Below are 20435 nucleotides of genomic sequence, written 5' to 3' on the forward strand. Positions count from 1 at the left end.
CTAAATTCAAGAAAATTACCATGACAGACCAAGAACAACGTCAAAGCCTGTATTTTAATCTGATTGATGAGTTACTCAAATGTCCTAATGGTCAAGAACCAGAAATTTTGGAATCTAACCCCGAATTGATTGATTCCGGTTTAGTAGAAACAATGTTACAAGTAGCTACTATGTTTGCCCATGAAGGCAATCAAGATGGTGCCAAATTTTTATTTTTTGTGGCGCGTGAACTAGCGAAAGAATTAGGTTTATACCCGGAAGTTCCCAGTACTGAAGTTGCAAATCCTGAAGTTGCAAATAAGGAGTAAAAATGTTGTTGACTTCAACGGATGCGGGACAAATAGCTTTAGAACTGCTCATGGCAGACTGGAATATTTCAGAAGAGAACAGAGAGTGGTTCACAATCTTTAACTCTCGTCTGATTGGCGAGAGTTGGTACACTGTGGAACTAGGTATAGAAGGATTTCCCGATAGGTGGTTTATTCAAGTATATGACAATGGAGTGTGCGATCCAAACTATACATTTATTTCACCAATCCTTGGTTCTGAAGGATTTACAGACTTTGTAAATGTCCCGGATATCATAGCAGAGGTTTTAGTTTGTGAACGCAATGCTCGCTAATAATAATTAAAAATTCAAAAGTTAGAATTCAATAAGAATTTGTAACTCGTAATTCGTAATTAAATCAAGACTTAGAGCCAGCGACCTCTAAAAGTCTTAGTATTTATTATGGATAGGGTTTAAATCCTAATCTATATATAATATAATTACGTTGGCGAGTCTGCGAATATGATTGCGAATTACTAATTACGAATTAAGAATTTTTAATATAAAGATGCTTTACGCAAATTTGAGGTGATACCGAATGAGGTAAACCTCTTTTTTTATGTCATATTTAATATTTTATTCCACCTTAATAGAGCATTTTGTCATATTTAACTGACAAAATTATGTTATATTAAATAGCGTGATGGACGCTACAGAAATATCAGTTCCAATGATTGCTGAAGATATCTTAGCCAAAGAATTCACAAGAGTCGTCAACCATTACTACCCGCAAGTTGGAGAATTGCTGGATGGGTGTTATGTGAAAGTCATCACCTGTTTTTGGGGACGACCTGCTAGACGTTTGCAATATATAGGAATTTATTGCTCTGACGAAATGATTTCCTGCGTGCAAGCTCAAAAAGAAATACTCAGAGAAGTAGCAGACAACATGGGTTTAATCCAGGTTGTTTGCATGAATGCCAAGCGATTATTGCGCGATCCGATGTCGAAGGTCAAAGAGAACAACCCACGCCTATGGTTGGAGTTGCAGTGGGTTGCAACTTAGTGATTTATCGCATTAATTAAGAGGGGTAAATTCTTTTGTAGAGAGGACTTTATTCCTCAAATATTTAAGCGCTAAAGTGCTTACTACAAACCTATCGACCACTAGAATAATCAGCACCTACGGTGAATACAAAGTATCAACGCAAGTAATGAAAACTGGAATTTTCTGCAATTACGATAATTTTCACCAAGATGCTCGTCGTGCCATCTTTGAGCAAGTTGCACTGGTAAAACAGGCAGAAAGCTTAGGTTTTGAGGAAGCGTGGGTGAGCGAACACCATTTTAGTGAATCTAATCTCAGCCCGTCCATGTTGGTGTTAATGGCACATTTGGCGGGATTGACTTCAACTATCCAATTAGGCACTGCGGCAGTATTGCTGCCATTCCATAACCCCATTAGGGTGGCGGAAGATATTGCCACTTTGGATAACTTGTGCAATGGACGATTATTATTTGGAGTTGCCAAAGGCGGCCCCTTTCCTCAACAAAACAAGCATTTTGCGACCCTCCCAAGTGAATCCCGTCCCAAGATGCTAGAAGCGATCGCACTGATTCACAAGCTGTTATATGAAACTGATGTATCATTTAATGGGCAATATTATCAATGCGATCGCCTAACGATTTACCCGAAACCATTGCAAAGTCAAATACCAGTGTATGTTGCCACTGGTGGTGATGACGGTATTGAGCTTGCTGCTAAACATTCCTTCAGCTTGATGGGTGGGCCGCCATTTTCTCTAGAGAGATTGAAGGATACTGTTACCAAATATCGAGCCTTAAATTCTAGTGGTGCGGAAAACTTCGTGCTGGCACGCTTCTTTTTTGTTGGCAAAACATACGATGAGGCGGTGAGTGAAGCGTTACCTTTCGTTCGCAAATTTAGCCAGAAAATGAAAGCTAATTCGGCTGAAGTATTGCAAAACAGTGCGAATCCCAACCAAAAACCATTCGATCGCACAAATATTTGTTTTGATGAAGATTATTTGATTGAGAACTCAATTATCGGTGATGTGGAGACTTGTCGAGACAAAATCAAGAAATTTCAGGACGAATTAAATTTAGGTACGCTAGCACTCAAACCCTCGTCTGCGGATTTGCAAAAAAACCTAGAGAGTTTGACGCGCTACAACCAAGAGGTGCGAAATTATGTCTTCTAAACTATACCTGCTTCCTCCTGATGATTTACCTCCCGCTGAGGTAACAAAACAGGATGGAATGCTGCAAATGGAGCTAGAACAGTCTGCTGGCAGATGCTTTTATCTAGCCTGCGATCGCATTACGCGAGTCCTCTTATCTAATTGTCAGTGGTATCTCACAACAAATGCTAGCATCCTCACATTAATTATTGACTGCCCTGACTTAGTATCTTACTGGCATATTGTCAGCAATATTCCCCAGTTAGGTAATAGGTTAGAGCGGTTTGCTAGCAATGGCAAAATCCGCGTTTATCCGCCATTTGGCAAAGGGACGCCGTTTGAAATCAGCGTAAATGAAATATCTGCTTATCGAGATTGGCTTTGAGGTAAATAGAAACTGGGAATCACACAAAATATAGCTGTCTTTCACCCTGTACTCCTAAAGTGCAGGGTGTTGCAATTTTTATCAAGAAAGAATTCAGCAGGCGCGATCGCACTCTTTGCAACGAATACCTACCCCCAATCGCACCGCCAGTTCTAACCCTATAAGTCAATACGGTTCAGTTAAGGTTAAAACCACCACAAAAATCAAGGATGAATTTTCCCATCAGACATCCTTGTTCCTTGAAAATTGGCTCCTTGAAAATTGGCTCCTAAAAGGTTGGCTTCTTGAAGGTCGGCTAGTGTTAGCCTAGCTCTTTGAAGGTTGGCTTTTGACAGGTTGGCTTTTGACAGGCTGGCTTGGAACAAAAAAGCTTCCGACAAGTTAGCTCCTTGAAGGTTTGCTGAGGATAAAAAAGCTTGCGACAAGTCAGCTCCCTGAAGGTTCGCTTTAGACAGGTTCGCTTTAGACAGGTTCGCTTTAGACAAAAAAGCTACCTGAAGGTTTGCTCCCTGAAGGTTGGCTTGGAGCAAAAAAGCTTGCGACAAGTTAGCTACCTGAAGGTTAGCTCCCTGAAGGTTTGCTTGGGCCAAAAAAGCTTGCGACAAGTTAGCTCCCAGAAGGTTAGCTCCCACAAGGCTAGCCCCCTGAAGGTTTGCTCCCACAAGGCTAGCTCCCTGAAGGTTTGCTCCCTGAAGGTTTGCTTGGGCCAAAATAGCTCCATGAAGGTGTGCTCCTGATAAGTCGCAGCTCACACACTTGTTAGTATTCAGCAGCTGTTTAACCTGTTCAGGATTGGCAGCATATCCGGGAGTAGTTAAAAGAGTAGAAGTGCTAACACTAATAAGCACAAAAGCTTGGTAAATGTTTAACTGCATCCTAGTTCATTATACAATTCGAGAGAATTATCTCATATTTGCATTTTTTCAGCTTCTTACTCCAAATTTTTCAACGTGATAGCAAGATTACAGAGATGTAGCGATCATCTTATTAGAAAAAATACTTCCAGTTTTGATGAACCCCCAGAGGGATTTCGTAAGTCAGTGACTTAATTTGACAGGTTTTAGTTGAAACGCAGAGGTACGCTAAGGAAAGCGCAGAGGGGCGCAGAGTTTTTACTATAATGATGCAGATAGCCACGCATACCAATTTTCTAACCCAGCACCAGTAGTTGCAGAAATTTGAAAAATCTGAATTTTGGGATTTACTTCTTTAGCATATTCTATGCACTTTTGAACATCAAATTGCAGGTAAGGTAGCAAATCGATTTTCGTGAGAATCATGATGTCACTAGCACGGAATATATGCGGATATTTTAGCGGCTTATCTTCTCCCTCTGTAACTGAGAGAATCACGACTTTTGCCTGTTCTCCTAAATCAAATAAGGCTGGACAAACTAAATTTCCGACATTTTCAATCATCACAACAGAATTCAATGGCGGATTCAGTTGTTGTAAACATCTTTCTATCATTGAGGCATCTAAATGACAGCCTGTTCCGGTATTTATTTGGATGACTTTAGAACCTGTTTCTTTAATTTTTTTGGCATCATTAGCAGTTTCTTGGTCGCCTTCAATGACACTAATAGATAATTGCTGTTTTAAATCATTAATAGTGCGAGTCAAAAGAGTTGTTTTCCCAGCACCAGGAGAACTCATTAAATTTAAGGCGAGAATATTCCGACCTTTAAACCATCCCCGATTTTGAGCAGCTAGCAGGTTATTTTTTGCTAATATATCCTGTTCTAAAGATATGGTTGTATTATGTATTTTGGCATGAATTTGAGGTGCTTCTATATGAGTTTCATGACTGTGGGAATGAGTGATGACAGTACCATCTGGTAAAGTATGAGTATGATTATGTTCAGCTTCATCTGTTTCTAACTTTGTGATTTTTATTTCGCCACTATCAGAACAACCGCAGGTTACACACATAATTCCTCTATTTCTATTTCTTTAATTTTAAGTTCTTCACCTGTAATTAAATCTAATTCCACGCTACCGCAGTTACAGATTCCGAACGGTTTATCTAAATAAACTTCTGCACTGCATTGACGACATTTTGCTAAACCGGGGATTTCTAAAATTTCTAATTTTGCCCCTGCTAAAACTGTTCCTTGAGTGCAAATATCAAAACAAAATCGGATAGCATCGGGCATAATGGCTGAAAGTTTGCCGATTTCTAATACAACTCGCTGCACTTTTGCGCCTTTGGCGTGTTCAGTCACAATTGCCACAATATTTTGGGTAATTCCAAATTCGTGCATATTAGAAATATATTAGAGATTAACAAATTCGTGGCAATTGGTCGCCTACTAACATATCAACAATTCTTTCAGCACCAAAAGCTGTTTTTAATAATACGATACCTGGGGGTGAAGTAATAACTTCGCCAATAATACAAGCATCTCTGCCTGCTGGGTGAGATTTCATAGCTGATAAAACATTTTCAGCATTCTTTTTTGGAACCACTACAACTAACTTACCTTCATTAGCTAAATACAATGGGTCTAAACCAAGAATTTCGCAAACTCCGTTGACTTCTTCACGCACTGGGATAGATTCTTCAAAGAGACGAATTCCCACATCGGAACTGAGGGCGAATTCATTTAGTACTGTAGCTAAACCACCGCGTGTAGCATCTCGCATAGCATGAATTTGGGGACATGTATGGAGAATAGTTTCTACTAAACTATGTAACGGCTGACAATCACTTTCAATATTAGTCTCTAAGGCTAATTCGCCACGGGCAATTAAAATTGCTGTCCCATGATTGCCTATTTCACCATTAATTATTATTGCATCTCCAGGTTTAATATTCTGGGCGGAAATATTAACTCCTCGCGGAATGATACCAATACCAGCAGTATTAATAAAGAGTTTGTCGGCAGCACCTCGATGTACAACTTTTGTGTCACCAGTGACAATTTGAATACCCGCTTTTTCTGCGGCTGCTTTCATACTGGCTGCGACACGGCGTAAGGTTTCTATAGGTAATCCTTCTTCTAAAATCACGCTACAAGTTAGATATAAAGGTTTAGCACCACTGACAGCTAAATCATTAATTGTGCCGTTGATGGCTAATTCTCCTATATCACTGCCGGGAAAAAATAAGGGGTCTACAACATAAGAATCTGTTGTAAATGCAAGTCTGTCTCCTTGTTGGAGGAGAGGGGCTAAGTTGAAGCTGGCTTGGTCTTCTAGTTGTGAGAGAATTGGGTTATCAAAATTGCTGACAAAGATATCATCTATTAAATCACGCATGGCTTTACCACCACTGCCATGTGCGAGAGTTATATGAGTGTCTTGCACTTTTCCTTGGCGACGGCGGACTTGTTCTATTTTTTGAAATAGGAGATTTTGTATTGGGTTTGTGGGGGGGAAATTCATATTAAAATTTTTTAAACGCAAAGGAACGTAGAGGGAAGCGCAGAGGTACGCTGAGTATTATTCTGAGGAGAAGCCGCAGGCGGGGAGGGGTTCTTGAGTTATTTTTGGTTTTTGGGCGATTGTTCTTTTAGCAATTGTGGAGAGTCGCCCGTATTTGTAATAGGCTGCACAAGCGCCTTCGGAAGATACCATGCAAGTACCAATGGGTGTTTCTGGTGTGCAAGCTGTACCGAATACTTTACACTCCCAAGGCTTTAAGACTCCTTTGAGAATTTCTCCACATTTACAAGCTTTATGGTCGGCTACTTTGAGGTTAGGAATGGTAAATTTAAGTTCGGCATCAAATTGGGCATATTCAGGTTGGATTTTTAATCCTGAATAGGGAATGTCACCTAAGCCGCGCCAATCAAAACTATCTCGGACGGCGAAAACTTTATTTATGGCTTGCAGGGCTACTGTGTTTCCGCTTTTTTGGACAATTCGGTTATATTGATTTTCGACTTCGCAACGATTTTCTACTAGCTGTTGCAATAGCATCCAAATTGATTGGAGAATATCTAAGGGTTCAAATCCTGAGACGACAATTGGCTTATTATATTGTTGAGAAATAAATTGGTATGGGTCACTGCCTATTACCATGCTGACATGACCAGGCCCAACAAATCCATCCAGTTGTAAGTCGGGATTATCTAGCAGTGCTTTGAGGGCGGGAATCACGAGAACGTGATTGCTAAACATACTAAAGTTATGAATTTTTTCGGCTGCTGCTTGCAGAATGGTGAAGGCTGTGCTGGGGGCTGTGGTTTCAAAGCCTAAGGCGAAGAAGACTACTTGTTTGTCGGGGTTATCTCTGGCAATTTGCAGGCTGTCTAGGGGAGAGTACACCATACGGATGTCTGCACCTTGTGCCCTAGCTTGCAATAAAGTGGTTTTGGAACCGGGAACTCGCATTGCGTCGCCAAAGGTGGCAAAAATGACGTTATGATTTTGAGAGATTGCGATCGCATCATCTAATCTCCCTTTTGGCATCACGCATACTGGACAACCAGGCCCATGAATTAGTTCAATGGTTTGGGGTAATATTTCTTCGATACCGTATTTAAATATGGAATGGGTATGTCCGCCACATACTTCCATGATTTTGATGGGTTTTTCTAGCTGGTTGCATAATTTGGCGATTTCGCGGCATAAGGCTTCTGCTTTTTCCGGTTCGCGGAATTCGTCAACATATTTCATAAGAAGTGAGGAGTGGTGAGTTTTATGTATCTGTTAATTTCGCTTTTTTGGTAGGAAGTTTTTTAACGAACCGCAAAGGACGCAAAGGGCGCGAAGGAAGAAGAAAGAAGTTTTAACTCTTTTTCTAACTCAGAAAAAATACTATCTAAGTACTAGTTCCTGCTTGTGCTGCTGCTAGTTCTTGGAATAGTTGTAATGTTTCTGCCGCTTCTTCTTCATTAATTCGATTCATAGCAAAGCCAACATGCACTAGTACCCAATCACCGACACAAGCTTCGGGGGGATGTTGTTCATCTACGATACAAGCAATATTTACTTCGCGCTTAACACCACCAATGTTAACTATGGCTAATTTATGGTTAACGTTGGTAATTTCTATAATTTGTCCGGGGATTCCTAAGCACATTTTTTTATTTTTTAGGATAAATTAACCGCAGCGGCACAGAGAACGCAGAGAGAATTATTTGTGAGAGAAACTTTTTCAAATATCAAGACTCATGTATTAATTGGGCGGCTGCAATCACTGCTTGTCCTAAAGATAAGCCGCCGTCATTAGCTGGAACTAAGCTGTGAGTGAGTACTTTTATTCCCAATGTTTGTAATCTTTTGGTAACTTGCTCTAACAATATACAATTTTGAAAGACTCCTCCTGTTAAAGCTACCTGATTAATCAGATTCTCTTGACTAAGATGCTTAACCATTTCCACAATTGCATTAGCTAAACCTTGATGAAATTTGGCAGCCATAATCGGTTGGGGAATCTGCTGCTGTAAGTCATTTAGCAAGGCTTGCCACATTGGACGTGGGTCTATACAGTAAATACTATCTAAAAAGCCAAAATTAAAAGGGTAGATTAGCGTTTCTTTATCATTTTTTAAGCTGCTAACATCTACTATAGCTTCCATTGCGATCGCAGCTTGTCCTTCATAGCTACATTCATCTCGATAAATACCGATAGCCGCTGCCACTGCATCGAACAACCGCCCCACAGAAGATGCTGAAGGAGAGTTAATTCTTTTCTCTATAAGTTGATTGAGTAGCTTAAGTGGCTTGTTTTTCAAAAATTTAAATATTTCTAAATCAGTATATTTTTGTTCGCAGTCATCCCAAAGATTAGCAGCTATTAATTGGGCATAAGTATTACGCCAAGGCTGATATATCGCTTGTTCGCCACCAATCATTGGCACTGATTTAAATGTTGCTAGTCGCTGAGATGTACGGTAATCTGCTAAAAGAAATTCTCCGCCCCAGAGTGTACCATCATCACCATAACCTAAACCATCTAAAGCAATGCCTAATACTGGAGGCGAATCTAAAGGAATACCATTTTCTGCCATACAAGCGGCAATGTGCGCGTGATGATGTTGGATTTGATAAATTTTGATTTGATTTTTCTCTGCAAGTTCCTTACCAAGTTTGCTTGAGAGATATTCAGGATGTTTATCAATGGCAATTAGTTCTGGTTTATGTTTAAATAAATTTAAGTATAAATTCAAAGTTTCTTGGTAAGCATTGAAAGCCGCAGCATTTTCTAAATCTCCCATGTGTTGAGAGAGAATTGCTTCTTCTTCACGCAATAAACAAAAGGTATTTTTTAACTCACTACCCATTGCTAAAATTTGTGGTACATTGTCAAATCCCGGTGGTAAGCTAATTGGTGCTGGTGCATATCCTCTAGCACGACGAACTGTTTGCACGTTATCGCCGACAACACGCACAACTGAATCATCTACCCGATTAATAATCTCTCGATTGTGAAAGAGAAAATAATCAGCGATTGTCCCTAATTTTTCTCTTGCTTCTTCATTATTAATACATTGTGGTTCATCGGCTAGATTGCCGCTTGTTAAAATAATTGGGCGATTCATCCGCCGCAAAATTAAGTGATGTAAGGGCGTATAAGGTAGCATGAAACCGAGGGTATTTTGCCCCGATGCTATCGATGCTGCTACTACTTTTTTACCTGTGGCTTGTAGTAAAACAATTGGTGCAGCAGAACTTGTCAATAATTCTTTTTCTTTGGCGTTGATAGTGCAATATTCTTCAATTATCTCAATATCTCGCGCCATTAAAGCAAAGGGTTTATGATAGCGCTTTTTGCGCTGACGCAGTTTTTGTACAGCAGTCTCCTGTGTTGCATCGCAAGCGAGATGAATACCACCTAAGCCCTTAATTGCGACAATCTCACCCTTTTGCAACAAGGTACAAACGGCATCAACATCATCCAACATGGAGAACATAGAAGCAGTAACCGATTTACCATCAGCACGTTCTAACCAAGCTGAAGGGCCACAAGCATGACAAGCGACAGGTTGGGCGTGAAAACGGCGGTTTTCGACATCGTGGTATTCCTTTGCACATTCTGAACACATGGCAAACGCAGACATACTGGTATTGTATCTGTCATAAGGAATCGCACGAATAATACTCAGACGGGGGCCGCAATGAGTACAGTTAGTAAAAGGGTAGCGATAAAAGCGGCTAAAAGGGTCGAATATTTCTTGTTGACATTGCGGACAAGTGGCTGCATCAGGAGTAATTTCTGTTTTAATGGCATTACTGACACTTGTAGAAATCACAAAATTATCAAATTTAAATTCACCTTGATAAATAACTCTTGTTAGTTGATTAATTATTGCTAACGGTGGAGATTCTGTTTGCAATCTGGCAACAAATTCTGTTAATGCTTCCTCACTACCAGATACTCTAATTAAAACACCTTGACCATCATTACAAACATCGCCACGCAAACCGCAGGCTTTAGCAAGACGATATACAGTAGGGCGAAAACCTACTCCTTGAACAGTACCATTAACTCTAATTTCTTCAGTCGGCATAGTTAAACTGCCACAGCAAAATTCGGTTATTTCCAGAATCGGCTATTATCGCCGTATTGCCACAAATTTTTATTCCGTAACACCAATTTAAGCTATCTCGTTTTGGCAGACCAAAATTACGATTTTCACCTTTACTTTGAAAATTGATTTGTCCTGCCAACCCATCTGCCGCTGCACCTTGCAGTGATAAAATTGATTCTGGCTTTCTCCATCCTAACAAACGGGAATTAGCAGTATCTGAAACTACTAACCAATCGTCAGCCACTCCCACACCATAAGGCATACTCAAACTACTAGCACTTGGCAAATAAACTCCTTGATTCATTTCCACAAAATCAAAGCTTTTTTGTCCTAAAATTACTGCACAAGGGGCATTATTTTCTGTGGGTATTCCCTGCCAAATCATTACCCGGTGATTACCTGCATCGCTGACAACTAGATTTTCTCCCCAAAAGGCGATATCGTGACACCAACGCATACTCGCTGCGGTTGGAGAATTACCGCCGTTTTCATTGCGAGATATCATATCTGGTTGTCCCAAAACTAAATCAGCAGGTTGACCATTTTCTATTGGTAATTGATGCCAAATTAATATTCTTCTATTACCAGTATCAGCAATAAATAGCCGTCCTTGATGATAGAAAATACCATAGGGCCAGTGCATTGTACTAGCAGATGCTGTTTGATTTCCTCGATTTGGTTCATTATCAGTAAAATTAACTTGCCCTAACACCAAATCTGCTGGAACATTGTTATCTTCTGGTAAGTTTTTCCAAATCAAAACCCGATGATTCCAAGCATCTGCTACAGCTAATCCTTCGCCGCAAGCGCAAATTCCTGTAGGTACACTTAGGGTTGCCCTCCCCGGTGTCTTTTTGGCATTTTGTCCTTCATGATAAAAATCAGGTTGTCCAATTACCCAGTCAGCCGATTGACTATCTCTGGTGGGTAAATTTTGCCATCCCAATAATCGATGATGTCCCGTATCTGATACCCACAAAGGGCCAGTTTCTGATAACAAACAAGCAGCACGAGGCCCAAACATTGTTGTGGGGCTGGGTGCTACAGGTATTACTAATTGCTGTGGTTCAATAATGTTGCCCAAAATTACCTCTGCACCTTGAGGCGATAGAGGTAAATGTTGAGAAATTTCTGTTGCTTCTGGCGGTAATTCTGATATGGGATTAATTTTGATTGGGATATCCATGAACCGCAGATAGACGCTAATAATTATTTAAAATCATTAATGTTGATAGGCATGTAACGACAATCACAATTTTGCATTATGTTATTTTCCATAAAACCTTTAAAAGACTTCCCTATTAATCAATCTTAAAAAGTCGCAGCAAGCCTCCTATTACTTTTGCTACACAGCGATATTTGTAATGAGTGCGCGATGTACTGAAATGAGAAAGCAATCAAGCATTTTGAGTAAGCAATATGCCTTTTTACTTGCTGAATCTACTGAAATGAGAAAGCAATCAGCCATTTTCAGAAAGCAAACAGTCATTTCGAGAAAGCAATCAGCCATTTTGCTTTCTCAAAACACTAAAATGACTAACTGAATTACACAAATGAGAAATAATTCAGGTATATTGAGAAAGCAATCTGCCTTATTGCTTGCATCAAAGGCTAAAATGAATGTGCGAAATACTGAAATTAAAAAGCAAAGTAGGCGTTATTTACTAATAGCACGGTATCTTTGCTGAGATGTTACTTTCGCATCATCATTTTTGCAGTTTTACAAAAATCTTATCATCTTTAATCTTTACTAGATAGGGCTGAAGTGAAATATCAGGTGCAGTTAAGCATTTCCCTGTCTCTAAACTGTACTGAAATCCGTGAGAAGGACAGGTAATAATCCCATTTTCAACTTTACCTTTTTCTAAGGGAGATCCTAGATGAGTGCAAGCATTACGGTAACATGTTACCATAACACCTTGACGATATAAAATGAGTGAAGTACCAGCAAGTTGTACTGCCAATACACTAAATTCAGGAACTCGATCGATTGTCGCTACTTTGATCCAAGTAGAAGTTATTTTTGAAGAGAATGGACTGATTAAACCAGAATTCGCGTTGTTAACTGTGAGGTTGTTAGTGACTGCAACTATTTTGATAATTTCGGGACAATGTTTTTTAATTGCCTGTTCTACTCCCTGAGATAAAGTCAAAGTAGAAGTCGGACAACTGCTGCAAGTTCCTATTAGTCTGACTTCAATTGTATCTGGTGGCTTAATCGCCACTAGTTCTACATCCCCATTATGGCTTTTTAAACCTGGGCGAACTTCTTCAAAGGCTATCTGAATGCGCTGTGCTAATGGCGGTTTTGGTGGTTTAACTAGTTCGTGATAAAGCAGCACTGCATACACTACTTCATCAGCAACGGCATGACGCAAAGCTGACATTGATTCTTGCTTTAAACTTTTAATCAAATTAGTCAATGCAGCTTTATGCAAAGCTTCTATTGCTCTTTTTAGACCTACTGCTACACACCGTTGGCTTTCATCCCACTCGGATATAATCGCCTCAAAGCGGTTAATTTCCTGAACTAATTCTTCAAGATTTGTCATTTGTCATTTGTCATTGGTTATTTATCAATGGCCAATCACTTCATTTTGAAATCCTTGAGAAGAAATGGCATAATCATGCCCGTTACTAAGCTAGATAATATTATTGGTAGGTATAAGGGAATTGGGGCTTGTGCGAGTAACACTAGCAGCAAGAAACCTACAGCAATACCAATAGTAGTTTGCTTGACAAAATATATTGGGTCGCGTAGTAGCTTTCCTTTAAAAAATAACTTGGCTGAAAACCACCCTATCTCTAACATGTTTTCTCCTAATAATTTGTCAATAAATTTAAGGCAGCAAGCCCCAAGATGATGGCGGGAATTACACCCGCAGGGGCAAATAATGCACCAAGCAATGCTGAGAACTGATATCCTATATCTTTACCAGCTAACAGCATTCCTCCAATTGCACCACCAACCATAGACAAGGCTGTTGCTATAATTACCCACACAAATTCTGTTGCTATGTTTAGGTCCCCATCTGCTAAACTTGTGATAAAATTCATCACATTTGGGGTTGTGAAAATATCTCTCATACTGTTTTGTCCTGATTATTAAACTGAAGAGTGAAGAGTTAGAAATCAAATTAGATCCATAACCTCTAACCATTCATTTCTGCTTCTACATCTTGTAGCGCTTGGGCTACTACCTCTGCTTGTGCGGTTTGTTGGTATTTCGTAAATATTTCTAAAGCGTCTTGATAGTAAATTCGCGCTTGCAAAAGATTTTGAGGATTACCAGCTTCTGGTTTTTCGCGGTCATCTGGTAAGTTGAATAGGGCGTTAGCTTTGTTAGAAATTGTGTTAGCGTACTCTAGGGGTGTATCTTTGGTGTTACGCACTTTCAGCGCTTCGTCATAAGCTGCGATCGCTCTTAAATTATTCTCCACAGGATGGGAACTCACTAAATATTGCAAAGCGTTACCCAAATTATTTTGCAACATCGCATATTCTCTGGGATGGTCAATCAAATTAATATGCTTTAGTGCTACCTCAAATGACTGCACTGCTAACCCTTGACGTAAGTATTCCCGTTCCGATGCTAGAGGCATAGAAAGGTAAGCGATCGCAATATTGTTATACAAAATCGCGTATTCCTGGGGATAATCCTCCCAAGTAAACACCCGCAACGCCTCATGATAAGCTTGGATGCTGTCGGTTATCCGCGCCAAATTGAACGGTACAAGCGACTGCAACACCAGCCCAAAATTCATCTGTGTCTCTGCCACTTCCTGAGGCGTTGCTAATTCTTGTAAAATCGGCAACGCCTCTTCATAACCTGTTTTCGCTTGCAGCAGCAGTTGGTAATCAGCATCCGGTATTGCCTGTAACGTCCCTGCCATGCCCACTTGGGCCCTAGCTTTCAGCAGGGGATACTCCTCACCACACATTTCATAGGCCCGGTAATATAACCCAACTGCATTTCGCAAGTCTTGGGCAGCTTTGGGCTTTTTTTGAAAGCCTTGCGCTATCTCGATCAGCATCTGGATTTTTTCCTCTGCTGAGGCTGACTCCGATGCAACAGCTGCGATCGCAGCCTTCACCGCTGAATCTGTAATGCTGGGGGTCATAACTCTGCCGTACTCTAGCCTATTGGGAATTGAGTCCAACACCCATGAATGAACGAGACACATTTACGCATCTCATCACGGGCCATACTGATTTACGCAGGCTTCGAGTCCTTTAGGCGGAATTCCCCTTTTTTATTTGAGCTAGGATTAAAGACTAAAACTAGGGAAAAAACTTAATTCCCTATAGCCAATGTCTTATGCCATGCTCAATACAATACTATAAAACACCCTATTTCTAAAAATATAGGGGGAAATTGCTAATATTAATGTCAGTTTTAAACACCTAATATTTTTTAAATACTTTTTGTATCATCATGTTATACAATTTCAATATTTTTTGGTGAATTGTTGACATATATTTAGTGTACTCAAGATTGAGGCATCATCAATCGGCATAGAGACAGTTAAACTCATCATCGAACCTGAATCAACTGCGACAATAAAAGCTATAGAAATAGTCAACAGTGCCCAACAGCAAATTTTAGATGTCGCTACGATTAGGGAAATTATACAATTGATAGAGACGATATTAATCTACAAGTTGCCGCGATTGAGCCAAGAGGAGATCGGAAAAATGTTTGGATCAAATGAGTTAAAGCAAACTAGATTTTACCAAGATGTTTTTGCAGAAGGCAAACAAGAAGGTAAGTTAGAAGCCATACCCCAGTTATTAGGGTTGGGTTTAAGTATTCAGCAGATAGCTCAAGCGTTAGGTTTGGATGAACAAGTTGTTAGGCAAGCTGTACAACCGAAATCTTAAAACAATAGGGTGCGCCAAGGCTTAACAGTGCGTTTAATAAAGACGATATTAATTTACAAGTTGCCGCGATTGAGCTAAAAGGAGATCGGAAAAATGTTTGAATTAAATGACTTGAGGCAAACTAGATTTTTCCAAGATGTTTTTGAAGAAGGTAAAAAAGAAGGTAAGCAAGAAGTTTTTATAGAAGTTAAGTTAGAAATTATACCGCAATTATTAGCATTTGGTTTCAGTATTGAGCAGATAGCTCAAGCGTTAGGTTTGGACGAACAACTTGTTATGCAAGCTGCACAACCAAAATCTTAAAAAAACTGATATATAGCTGACGGGGTGCAAAGTCTTGTACCCCAAGATTTTACTGAATTTTACTTGGTTATCATATTAAAATATGACTGCTTAGAATACTCATACTTTCGTATAAATTAACAAATAGCAGTAATTATTACAGATTTTTAACAGTAATAAATTCAGTAGACGAGATTATTTAACGTCAGTAACTAAAAAACAACGATTCTGTTTTTACTATTTTTTTATTTGTTAAATATGTTACGAATATAACAAACATAATAATTTCAAACATCTCGTAAAAACTTTAGTTATTGTTAATGATTAATTCTTTTTTAATGAAAGTAAATTAGCTAAAAAATATCTTAAAATTGAAAAATAAATATTGATAAACAGGTGAAACCTTGCAAGCATTATCACCTACATCATGCATGGGAAACAATAGAAAAACGCATAGCCGATGACTAACGTACTATGGTTACAAGGTGGTGCTTGTTCGGGCAACACCATGTCATTTCTCAACGCTGAAGAACCGACAGTCTGCGATTTAATTGCCGACTTTGGCATCAATTTACTTTGGCATCCATCTTTGGGAGTTGAACTAGGCAACAACTTGCAAACACTGCTGCGGGATTGCATTTCTGGCACAATTCCTTTAGATATCTTGGTATTTGAAGGCAGTGTCGTTAACGCTCCCAACGGCACCGGCGAATGGAATCGATTTGCCGATCGCGCCATGAAAGATTGGTTAATAGACCTTGCCAAAGTTGCTCAATTTATTGTCGCGGTGGGAGATTGTGCCACATGGGGAGGAATTCCTGCCATGTCACCCAACCCCAGCGAATCGGAAGGTTTGCAATTTCTCAAGCGCCAAGAAGGCGGCTTCTTAGGTAAAGACTTTGTGTCTCAAGCCGGATTACCTGTAATCAATATACCTGGATGTCCTGCCCATCCCGACTGGATAACGCAGATATTAGTAGCGATCGCTACTGGACGCATAGCAGACATTGCTTTCGATGAACTAAATCGTCCCCAAACCTTCTTCAACACTTATACCCAAACAGGTTGTACCCGCAACGTCCACTTTGCCTACAAAGCCTCGACTGCCGAATTTGGTCAGCGCAAAGGCTGCTTATTTTATGATTTGGGTTGTCGCGGCCCCATGACCCATTCTTCCTGCAACCGCATCTTATGGAACCGCGTCTCTTCCAAAACTCGCGCCGGGATGCCTTGTTTAGGTTGCACAGAACCAGAATTTCCCTTCTTTGACCTCAAACCCGGAACCGTATTTAAAACCCAAACAGTAATGGGGGTTCCTAAAGAATTACCGCCAGGGGTGAACAAAAAAGACTACGCCTTACTCACAATGGTTGCCAAAGACGCAGCACCACCTTGGGCAGAAGAAGACTTTTTTACAGTTTAGTCATTGGTCATTAGTCATTAGTCATTTGTCCTTTGTGATTTGACCAATGACTATAACCTTTCACACTCACCTCAACGATAAATCAAGGGTTTCGACCATTTTACAGAGAGGCGAGTGAATAATTACCAATGACGAATGACAAACGACAAATAACAAATGACAAAGGACAAATGACAAATGACAATTCAATCATTAGACATTTCGCCCGTTGGTAGAGTTGAAGGCGATTTAGATGTCCGAGTCGATATTGAGAATGGGCGGGTAGTCAACGCCTGGACACACGCCGAATTATTTCGTGGATTTGAAGTTATCCTACGCGGTAAAGACCCCCAAGCCGGATTAATTGTCACGCCTCGCATTTGCGGAATTTGTGGCGGTTCTCACCTGACTTGTGCATCTTGGGCATTAGATACAGCTTGGGAAACAGAAGTTCCCCGCAATGCAATTTTGGCGAGAAATCTCGGTCAAATTGTCGAGACTATTCAAAGCATCCCCCGCTATTTTTATGGACTGTTTGCTATTGATTTAACAAATAGAAAATACCGCAATAGTCGCTTTTATGAGGAAGCTACGAAACGCTTTGCTGCTTACACAGGCAAATCTTATGAACTAGGCATAACAATTTCCGCTAAACCCGTAGAAATTTATGCACTATTGGGCGGACAATGGCCCCATTCTAGCTACATGGTTCCCGGCGGCGTGATGTGCGCCCCCACTTTAACAGACATCACCCGCGCTTGGGCGCTTCTGGAATATTTCCGCACCAATTGGTTAGAACCAGTGTGGTTGGGTTGTTCTTTAGAACGCTACGAACAAATCCAAACTTATGATGACTTTAGAGATTGGTTAGATGAAGACCGAAATCATCGAGATTCCGACTTAGGTTTTTATTGGCGCATGGGTTTAGACATCGGTCTAGATAGATATGGGGCTGGTGTTGGTAAATATGTCACTTGGGGATATTTAGCCCATGAAGATAAATACCAAAAGCCGACTATTGAAGGGCGAAATGCGGCGATGATCATGAAAAGTGGAGTGTACGACAGCTTCGCAGACACTCACGTTTTAATGGATCAGTCATTTACCCGCGAGAATACAACTCACTCTTGGTACGATGAAGGGACAGCAGACATTCACCCTAGCGATCGCACCACTAAACCCACTGCAATCAATACCAAAGACTTCGATAACGCCTACTCTTGGTCGAGTGCAGTCCTGCACAAAGACTTCGGACGCTTGGAAACTGGCCCCTTAGCGCGTCAATTAGTAGCCGGTGGCAAACATGGCGAATCTTGGCAACATTACGACCCCTTCATCCTCGATGTATTCAAGGAGATGGGTGGCCCTAGTATTCATGTGCGCCAGTTAGCACGAGTTCATGAACTTGTCAAGTTATATCGACAAGCTGAACACTGTTTACGCGAATTCAAGTTAAACGACCCTTGGTATATCAAACCCACAGAAAAAGATGGCAAGGGTTGGGGTGCAACAGAAGCAGCGCGGGGTTCCTTGAGCCACTGGGTAGAGGTGGAGGGCGGTAAAATTAAGAATTACCAAGTCATTGCTCCTGGTACTTGGAATATCGGCCCTCGTGACGGTGAAGGAATCCGGGGCCCTATCGAAGAAGCTTTAATTGGCACACCCATTTACGATTCTAGCGACCCGGTGGAAGTTGGTCATGTGGCGCGATCGTTTGATTCATGTTTGGTGTGTACAGTCCACGCCCATGATGCGAAGACTGGTGAAGAGTTGGCGCGTTTTCGGACTGCTTAGAGAATGCTAATTTCTAATAGCTAATGGCTAATTATTTTTCAGTTAGTCATTAGCTGTGTTTTTTACTATGTTAGATATTATGCCATGATTAGAAATAGCTATGGCATGAGGAAAAAGTTTATGACTATAACTATAGAAGCTGTTTATGAACAAGGGGTACTCAGGTTATCACAGCCGATTCCATTAGCCGAAGGAACTCGTGTTGAAGTCACTGTGATTTCAACTGAGACTAAACCTCAAAACAAAACTCCTAGAGAGATTTTGGCACAAATTGCAGCCATGCCCTTAGAAGTTAGCAATGATAAATTTTCTGGTCGAGATCATGACACTATTCTTTATCCTCCCCATAGTGCAAAATGATCTTTGTAGATACCAGCGCCTGGTTTGCTAGTATTGTTCCTTCCGATACTGAGCATCAGGCAGCGTCTTCATGGGTTAATCAAAATATTCAGCCATTGCTAACAACAGATTACGTTGTTGATGAAACCTTGACCCTTTTGAGAACCCGTGGAGAAACGTTGAGGGCAATCAGCTTGGGAGAGGCATTTTTTTCAGATAATCTGACGACCATTTATTACCTGACACAAGAGGATATTCAACAAACTTGGCAGGTTTTCCGTCAGTTTTCAGATAAAAACTGGAGTTTCACGGACTGCACCAGTCGGGTTGTGATGAATAAACTCCATTTAACTCAGGCATTCACTTTTGATCGTCACTTTCGTCAATTTGGGTTCGTGAATGTTGTACCTTGAGAGTTGCGCGATCGCGTAATGTTTGGTGTGTACAGTTCACGCCCATGATGCTAAAACAGGTGAAGAGTTAGCGCGTTTTCGGACTGTTTAATTCTCAAATATCAGATTGTCTAGCACAATGCATATTCAGTTACACTGGCTCTACAAGTAGTTGCAATTTTGCTAGACATACTTTGTATGCTTGAAATTATTCAGAGACCTGTTGAACTGACTCACTTTCAACTTCCTGAAGCTGTCCAAGAGCGTCTGCAATTTCTGCTAAATCGCCAAGATGTAGGCGAAGCGCTTACCCTTGGAGAACGACGAGAAGCAGAAGGGTTGGTTGAGTTGGCAGAATTTTTATCCCTGCTGCACTTGCGTTCAAAGCGTCTGATCCAGCAGGGATAAATTTGGGGGAAATGAAAGAGAAATAACCTATTCCCAATGTCCTATTCCCAATGCCTTATATTCAAAACTCGTAGCGTAACACACTAAAACTTAGTGAAACAGTGCGTTAGGCTTGCGTTAATGCATTTGCATAAAACAGTAATTTACACGGTAAGCTTGTGTCTGATTTAGCGCTACATAATTATCTCCCTCGCGTTCCCGATGCAGCATTGCAAGAATACATAGAATGGTGTGTTTTAGAGCAAGCTCAAGCCGCAGAATGTAACTTTACTCCTGATAGAAGTAAGTTAGATAGTTTGCCACCAGAAGACTACGTTCCTAAACTTGTCGAGCAGTTCATGAAAGTTAAACCAGACCCAATTAAAGCTGGTTTGGTGGCTGCGATCGCAGGCAAGGAAGCTGACAAACATGATTTATCCGGTTTAGCGATCGCTGCTGATTTTGTATCTCTTTATGTCAAGTATTTAATTCCTAAAGAGGGAAGTACTAAAGAACAGGCTGAAGAGATATTAACTCAAGCATCACAACATCAGTATGAGAAACTAACTGAAGTTGCCAAGAAACATGGTGTAGAGTTCTAGTTTCCTACTGATAAATTATTTT

At 40.5% G+C, this 20435-nt stretch carries 25 protein-coding genes and 1 pseudogene; 14 read left to right on the forward strand and 12 right to left on the reverse strand.

Translation table 11 applies throughout. The annotated features are described in order from the left end of the window. Nucleotides 1-20 precede the first annotated feature (20 nt). The 5 genes from AC1F2U_RS21400 (at nucleotide 21) to AC1F2U_RS21420 (ending at nucleotide 2854) form a co-directional block, all read left to right on the forward strand. Nucleotides 21-308 carry a hypothetical protein gene (locus AC1F2U_RS21400; RefSeq protein WP_480262912.1) on the forward strand — a complete coding sequence of 96 codons (288 nt, stop codon included), beginning with the start codon at nucleotides 21-23 and terminating at the stop codon, nucleotides 306-308. A 2-nt stretch (nucleotides 309-310) separates the two neighbouring features. Further along, entirely contained in the window at nucleotides 311-622 is a 312-nt protein-coding gene (locus tag AC1F2U_RS21405) for a hypothetical protein (protein ID WP_322729824.1), read from the forward strand. Between the two features lie 349 nt (nucleotides 623-971). Then, complete coding sequence (locus AC1F2U_RS21410) at nucleotides 972-1334, forward strand: hypothetical protein (protein WP_069068421.1); 363 nt, start codon at nucleotides 972-974, stop codon at nucleotides 1332-1334. 148 nt (nucleotides 1335-1482) lie between these two features. Then, nucleotides 1483-2490, forward strand: a complete 1008-nt coding sequence (locus AC1F2U_RS21415; RefSeq protein ID WP_480262913.1) for an LLM class flavin-dependent oxidoreductase — start codon at nucleotides 1483-1485, stop codon at nucleotides 2488-2490. After that, nucleotides 2480-2854 (forward strand): hypothetical protein, encoded by a 375-nt coding sequence (locus AC1F2U_RS21420; RefSeq protein WP_480262914.1) that lies wholly within the window; start codon nucleotides 2480-2482, stop codon nucleotides 2852-2854. The genes AC1F2U_RS21415 and AC1F2U_RS21420 overlap by 11 nt, the downstream gene beginning before the upstream one ends. A gap of 203 nt (nucleotides 2855-3057) precedes the next feature. Here AC1F2U_RS21420 and AC1F2U_RS21425 read toward each other — a convergent pair whose 3' ends face one another. From AC1F2U_RS21425 to AC1F2U_RS21480, 12 genes are all read right to left on the reverse strand, one after another. Continuing rightward, nucleotides 3058-3729 (reverse strand): pentapeptide repeat-containing protein, encoded by a 672-nt coding sequence (locus tag AC1F2U_RS21425; protein ID WP_480262915.1) that lies wholly within the window; start codon nucleotides 3727-3729, stop codon nucleotides 3058-3060. A gap of 240 nt (nucleotides 3730-3969) precedes the next feature. After that, on the reverse strand, nucleotides 3970-4785 hold the full coding sequence (hypB, locus tag AC1F2U_RS21430; RefSeq protein WP_480262916.1) for a hydrogenase nickel incorporation protein HypB: 816 nt from the start codon (nucleotides 4783-4785) through the stop codon (nucleotides 3970-3972). Further along, nucleotides 4776-5117 (reverse strand): hydrogenase maturation nickel metallochaperone HypA, encoded by a 342-nt coding sequence (gene hypA, locus AC1F2U_RS21435; protein ID WP_480262917.1) that lies wholly within the window; start codon nucleotides 5115-5117, stop codon nucleotides 4776-4778. The genes hypB and hypA overlap by 10 nt, the downstream gene beginning before the upstream one ends. Nucleotides 5118-5136: 19 nt before the next feature. After that, on the reverse strand, nucleotides 5137-6240 hold the full coding sequence (hypE, locus tag AC1F2U_RS21440) for a hydrogenase expression/formation protein HypE (protein WP_480262918.1): 1104 nt from the start codon (nucleotides 6238-6240) through the stop codon (nucleotides 5137-5139). A 57-nt stretch (nucleotides 6241-6297) separates the two neighbouring features. After that, entirely contained in the window at nucleotides 6298-7476 is a 1179-nt protein-coding gene (gene hypD / locus AC1F2U_RS21445; protein ID WP_480262919.1) for a hydrogenase formation protein HypD, read from the reverse strand. Between the two features lie 145 nt (nucleotides 7477-7621). After that, on the reverse strand, nucleotides 7622-7882 hold the full coding sequence (locus AC1F2U_RS21450; RefSeq protein ID WP_480262920.1) for a HypC/HybG/HupF family hydrogenase formation chaperone: 261 nt from the start codon (nucleotides 7880-7882) through the stop codon (nucleotides 7622-7624). An 82-nt stretch (nucleotides 7883-7964) separates the two neighbouring features. Continuing rightward, nucleotides 7965-10313 carry a carbamoyltransferase HypF gene (gene hypF, locus AC1F2U_RS21455; protein ID WP_480262921.1) on the reverse strand — a complete coding sequence of 783 codons (2349 nt, stop codon included), beginning with the start codon at nucleotides 10311-10313 and terminating at the stop codon, nucleotides 7965-7967. Continuing rightward, a complete protein-coding gene (locus AC1F2U_RS21460; protein ID WP_480262922.1) occupies nucleotides 10303-11520 on the reverse strand; it encodes an NHL repeat-containing protein in 1218 nt (405 codons plus the stop codon). The genes hypF and AC1F2U_RS21460 overlap by 11 nt, the downstream gene beginning before the upstream one ends. Nucleotides 11521-12040: 520 nt before the next feature. Beyond that, nucleotides 12041-12886 carry a NifU family protein gene (locus AC1F2U_RS21465; protein WP_480262923.1) on the reverse strand — a complete coding sequence of 282 codons (846 nt, stop codon included), beginning with the start codon at nucleotides 12884-12886 and terminating at the stop codon, nucleotides 12041-12043. A gap of 35 nt (nucleotides 12887-12921) precedes the next feature. Then, nucleotides 12922-13146, reverse strand: a complete 225-nt coding sequence (locus AC1F2U_RS21470; protein WP_480262924.1) for a hypothetical protein — start codon at nucleotides 13144-13146, stop codon at nucleotides 12922-12924. Between the two features lie 8 nt (nucleotides 13147-13154). After that, nucleotides 13155-13421, reverse strand: a complete 267-nt coding sequence (locus AC1F2U_RS21475) for an asr0689 family protein (protein ID WP_480262925.1) — start codon at nucleotides 13419-13421, stop codon at nucleotides 13155-13157. 65 nt (nucleotides 13422-13486) lie between these two features. Further along, nucleotides 13487-14455, reverse strand: a complete 969-nt coding sequence (locus AC1F2U_RS21480) for a hypothetical protein (protein ID WP_480262926.1) — start codon at nucleotides 14453-14455, stop codon at nucleotides 13487-13489. 373 nt (nucleotides 14456-14828) lie between these two features. Between AC1F2U_RS21480 and AC1F2U_RS21485 the strand changes: the two are divergent. The 9 genes and pseudogenes from AC1F2U_RS21485 to AC1F2U_RS21525 form a co-directional block, all read left to right on the forward strand. Continuing rightward, nucleotides 14829-15023 (forward strand): annotated as a pseudogene (locus AC1F2U_RS21485) (DUF2887 domain-containing protein); the annotation flags it as partial. Nucleotides 15024-15029: 6 nt separating this feature from the next. After that, nucleotides 15030-15215, forward strand: a complete 186-nt coding sequence (locus AC1F2U_RS21490; protein ID WP_480262927.1) for a hypothetical protein — start codon at nucleotides 15030-15032, stop codon at nucleotides 15213-15215. A gap of 93 nt (nucleotides 15216-15308) precedes the next feature. Then, a complete protein-coding gene (locus tag AC1F2U_RS21495) occupies nucleotides 15309-15518 on the forward strand; it encodes a hypothetical protein (RefSeq protein ID WP_480262928.1) in 210 nt (69 codons plus the stop codon). 439 nt (nucleotides 15519-15957) lie between these two features. Further along, the gene (locus tag AC1F2U_RS21500) at nucleotides 15958-16920 is read left to right on the forward strand and encodes an NADH-quinone oxidoreductase subunit B family protein (RefSeq protein ID WP_480262929.1); all 963 of its coding nucleotides are present in this window, start codon (nucleotides 15958-15960) and stop codon (nucleotides 16918-16920) included. A 177-nt stretch (nucleotides 16921-17097) separates the two neighbouring features. Further along, entirely contained in the window at nucleotides 17098-18693 is a 1596-nt protein-coding gene (locus AC1F2U_RS21505; RefSeq protein WP_480262930.1) for a nickel-dependent hydrogenase large subunit, read from the forward strand. Nucleotides 18694-18813: 120 nt separating this feature from the next. Continuing rightward, a complete protein-coding gene (locus AC1F2U_RS21510) occupies nucleotides 18814-19053 on the forward strand; it encodes an antitoxin family protein (protein WP_480262931.1) in 240 nt (79 codons plus the stop codon). Next, entirely contained in the window at nucleotides 19050-19445 is a 396-nt protein-coding gene (locus AC1F2U_RS21515; RefSeq protein ID WP_480262932.1) for a type II toxin-antitoxin system VapC family toxin, read from the forward strand. Before AC1F2U_RS21510 ends, AC1F2U_RS21515 begins: the two co-directional genes overlap by 4 nt. A 177-nt stretch (nucleotides 19446-19622) precedes the next feature. Next, the gene (locus tag AC1F2U_RS21520) at nucleotides 19623-19832 is read left to right on the forward strand and encodes a hypothetical protein (protein WP_480262933.1); all 210 of its coding nucleotides are present in this window, start codon (nucleotides 19623-19625) and stop codon (nucleotides 19830-19832) included. A 158-nt stretch (nucleotides 19833-19990) separates the two neighbouring features. Continuing rightward, nucleotides 19991-20413, forward strand: a complete 423-nt coding sequence (locus tag AC1F2U_RS21525; protein WP_480262934.1) for a hypothetical protein — start codon at nucleotides 19991-19993, stop codon at nucleotides 20411-20413. Nucleotides 20414-20435: the final 22 nt, after the last annotated feature.

It is taken from the genome of Nostoc sp. LEGE 12454 (assembly GCF_056620565.1).

What these genes read in the sequence shown, in the direction of transcription:
- AC1F2U_RS21400 (WP_480262912.1), top strand. Translation starts at nt 21, where the DNA reads ATGACAGACCAAGAACAACGTCAAAGCCTGTATTTTAATCTGATTGAT.
- AC1F2U_RS21405 (WP_322729824.1), top strand. Translation starts at nt 311, where the DNA reads ATGTTGTTGACTTCAACGGATGCGGGACAAATAGCTTTAGAACTGCTC.
- AC1F2U_RS21410 (WP_069068421.1), top strand. Translation starts at nt 972, where the DNA reads ATGGACGCTACAGAAATATCAGTTCCAATGATTGCTGAAGATATCTTA.
- AC1F2U_RS21415 (WP_480262913.1), top strand. Translation starts at nt 1,483, where the DNA reads ATGAAAACTGGAATTTTCTGCAATTACGATAATTTTCACCAAGATGCT.
- AC1F2U_RS21420 (WP_480262914.1), top strand. Translation starts at nt 2,480, where the DNA reads ATGTCTTCTAAACTATACCTGCTTCCTCCTGATGATTTACCTCCCGCT.
- AC1F2U_RS21425 (WP_480262915.1), bottom strand. Translation starts at nt 3,729, where the DNA reads ATGCAGTTAAACATTTACCAAGCTTTTGTGCTTATTAGTGTTAGCACT.
- hypB (WP_480262916.1), bottom strand. Translation starts at nt 4,785, where the DNA reads ATGTGTGTAACCTGCGGTTGTTCTGATAGTGGCGAAATAAAAATCACA.
- hypA (WP_480262917.1), bottom strand. Translation starts at nt 5,117, where the DNA reads ATGCACGAATTTGGAATTACCCAAAATATTGTGGCAATTGTGACTGAA.
- hypE (WP_480262918.1), bottom strand. Translation starts at nt 6,240, where the DNA reads ATGAATTTCCCCCCCACAAACCCAATACAAAATCTCCTATTTCAAAAA.
- hypD (WP_480262919.1), bottom strand. Translation starts at nt 7,476, where the DNA reads ATGAAATATGTTGACGAATTCCGCGAACCGGAAAAAGCAGAAGCCTTA.
- AC1F2U_RS21450 (WP_480262920.1), bottom strand. Translation starts at nt 7,882, where the DNA reads ATGTGCTTAGGAATCCCCGGACAAATTATAGAAATTACCAACGTTAAC.
- hypF (WP_480262921.1), bottom strand. Translation starts at nt 10,313, where the DNA reads ATGCCGACTGAAGAAATTAGAGTTAATGGTACTGTTCAAGGAGTAGGT.
- AC1F2U_RS21460 (WP_480262922.1), bottom strand. Translation starts at nt 11,520, where the DNA reads ATGGATATCCCAATCAAAATTAATCCCATATCAGAATTACCGCCAGAA.
- AC1F2U_RS21465 (WP_480262923.1), bottom strand. Translation starts at nt 12,886, where the DNA reads ATGACAAATCTTGAAGAATTAGTTCAGGAAATTAACCGCTTTGAGGCG.
- AC1F2U_RS21470 (WP_480262924.1), bottom strand. Translation starts at nt 13,146, where the DNA reads ATGTTAGAGATAGGGTGGTTTTCAGCCAAGTTATTTTTTAAAGGAAAG.
- AC1F2U_RS21475 (WP_480262925.1), bottom strand. Translation starts at nt 13,421, where the DNA reads ATGAGAGATATTTTCACAACCCCAAATGTGATGAATTTTATCACAAGT.
- AC1F2U_RS21480 (WP_480262926.1), bottom strand. Translation starts at nt 14,455, where the DNA reads ATGACCCCCAGCATTACAGATTCAGCGGTGAAGGCTGCGATCGCAGCT.
- AC1F2U_RS21490 (WP_480262927.1), top strand. Translation starts at nt 15,030, where the DNA reads ATGTTTGGATCAAATGAGTTAAAGCAAACTAGATTTTACCAAGATGTT.
- AC1F2U_RS21495 (WP_480262928.1), top strand. Translation starts at nt 15,309, where the DNA reads ATGTTTGAATTAAATGACTTGAGGCAAACTAGATTTTTCCAAGATGTT.
- AC1F2U_RS21500 (WP_480262929.1), top strand. Translation starts at nt 15,958, where the DNA reads ATGACTAACGTACTATGGTTACAAGGTGGTGCTTGTTCGGGCAACACC.
- AC1F2U_RS21505 (WP_480262930.1), top strand. Translation starts at nt 17,098, where the DNA reads ATGACAATTCAATCATTAGACATTTCGCCCGTTGGTAGAGTTGAAGGC.
- AC1F2U_RS21510 (WP_480262931.1), top strand. Translation starts at nt 18,814, where the DNA reads ATGACTATAACTATAGAAGCTGTTTATGAACAAGGGGTACTCAGGTTA.
- AC1F2U_RS21515 (WP_480262932.1), top strand. Translation starts at nt 19,050, where the DNA reads ATGATCTTTGTAGATACCAGCGCCTGGTTTGCTAGTATTGTTCCTTCC.
- AC1F2U_RS21520 (WP_480262933.1), top strand. Translation starts at nt 19,623, where the DNA reads ATGCTTGAAATTATTCAGAGACCTGTTGAACTGACTCACTTTCAACTT.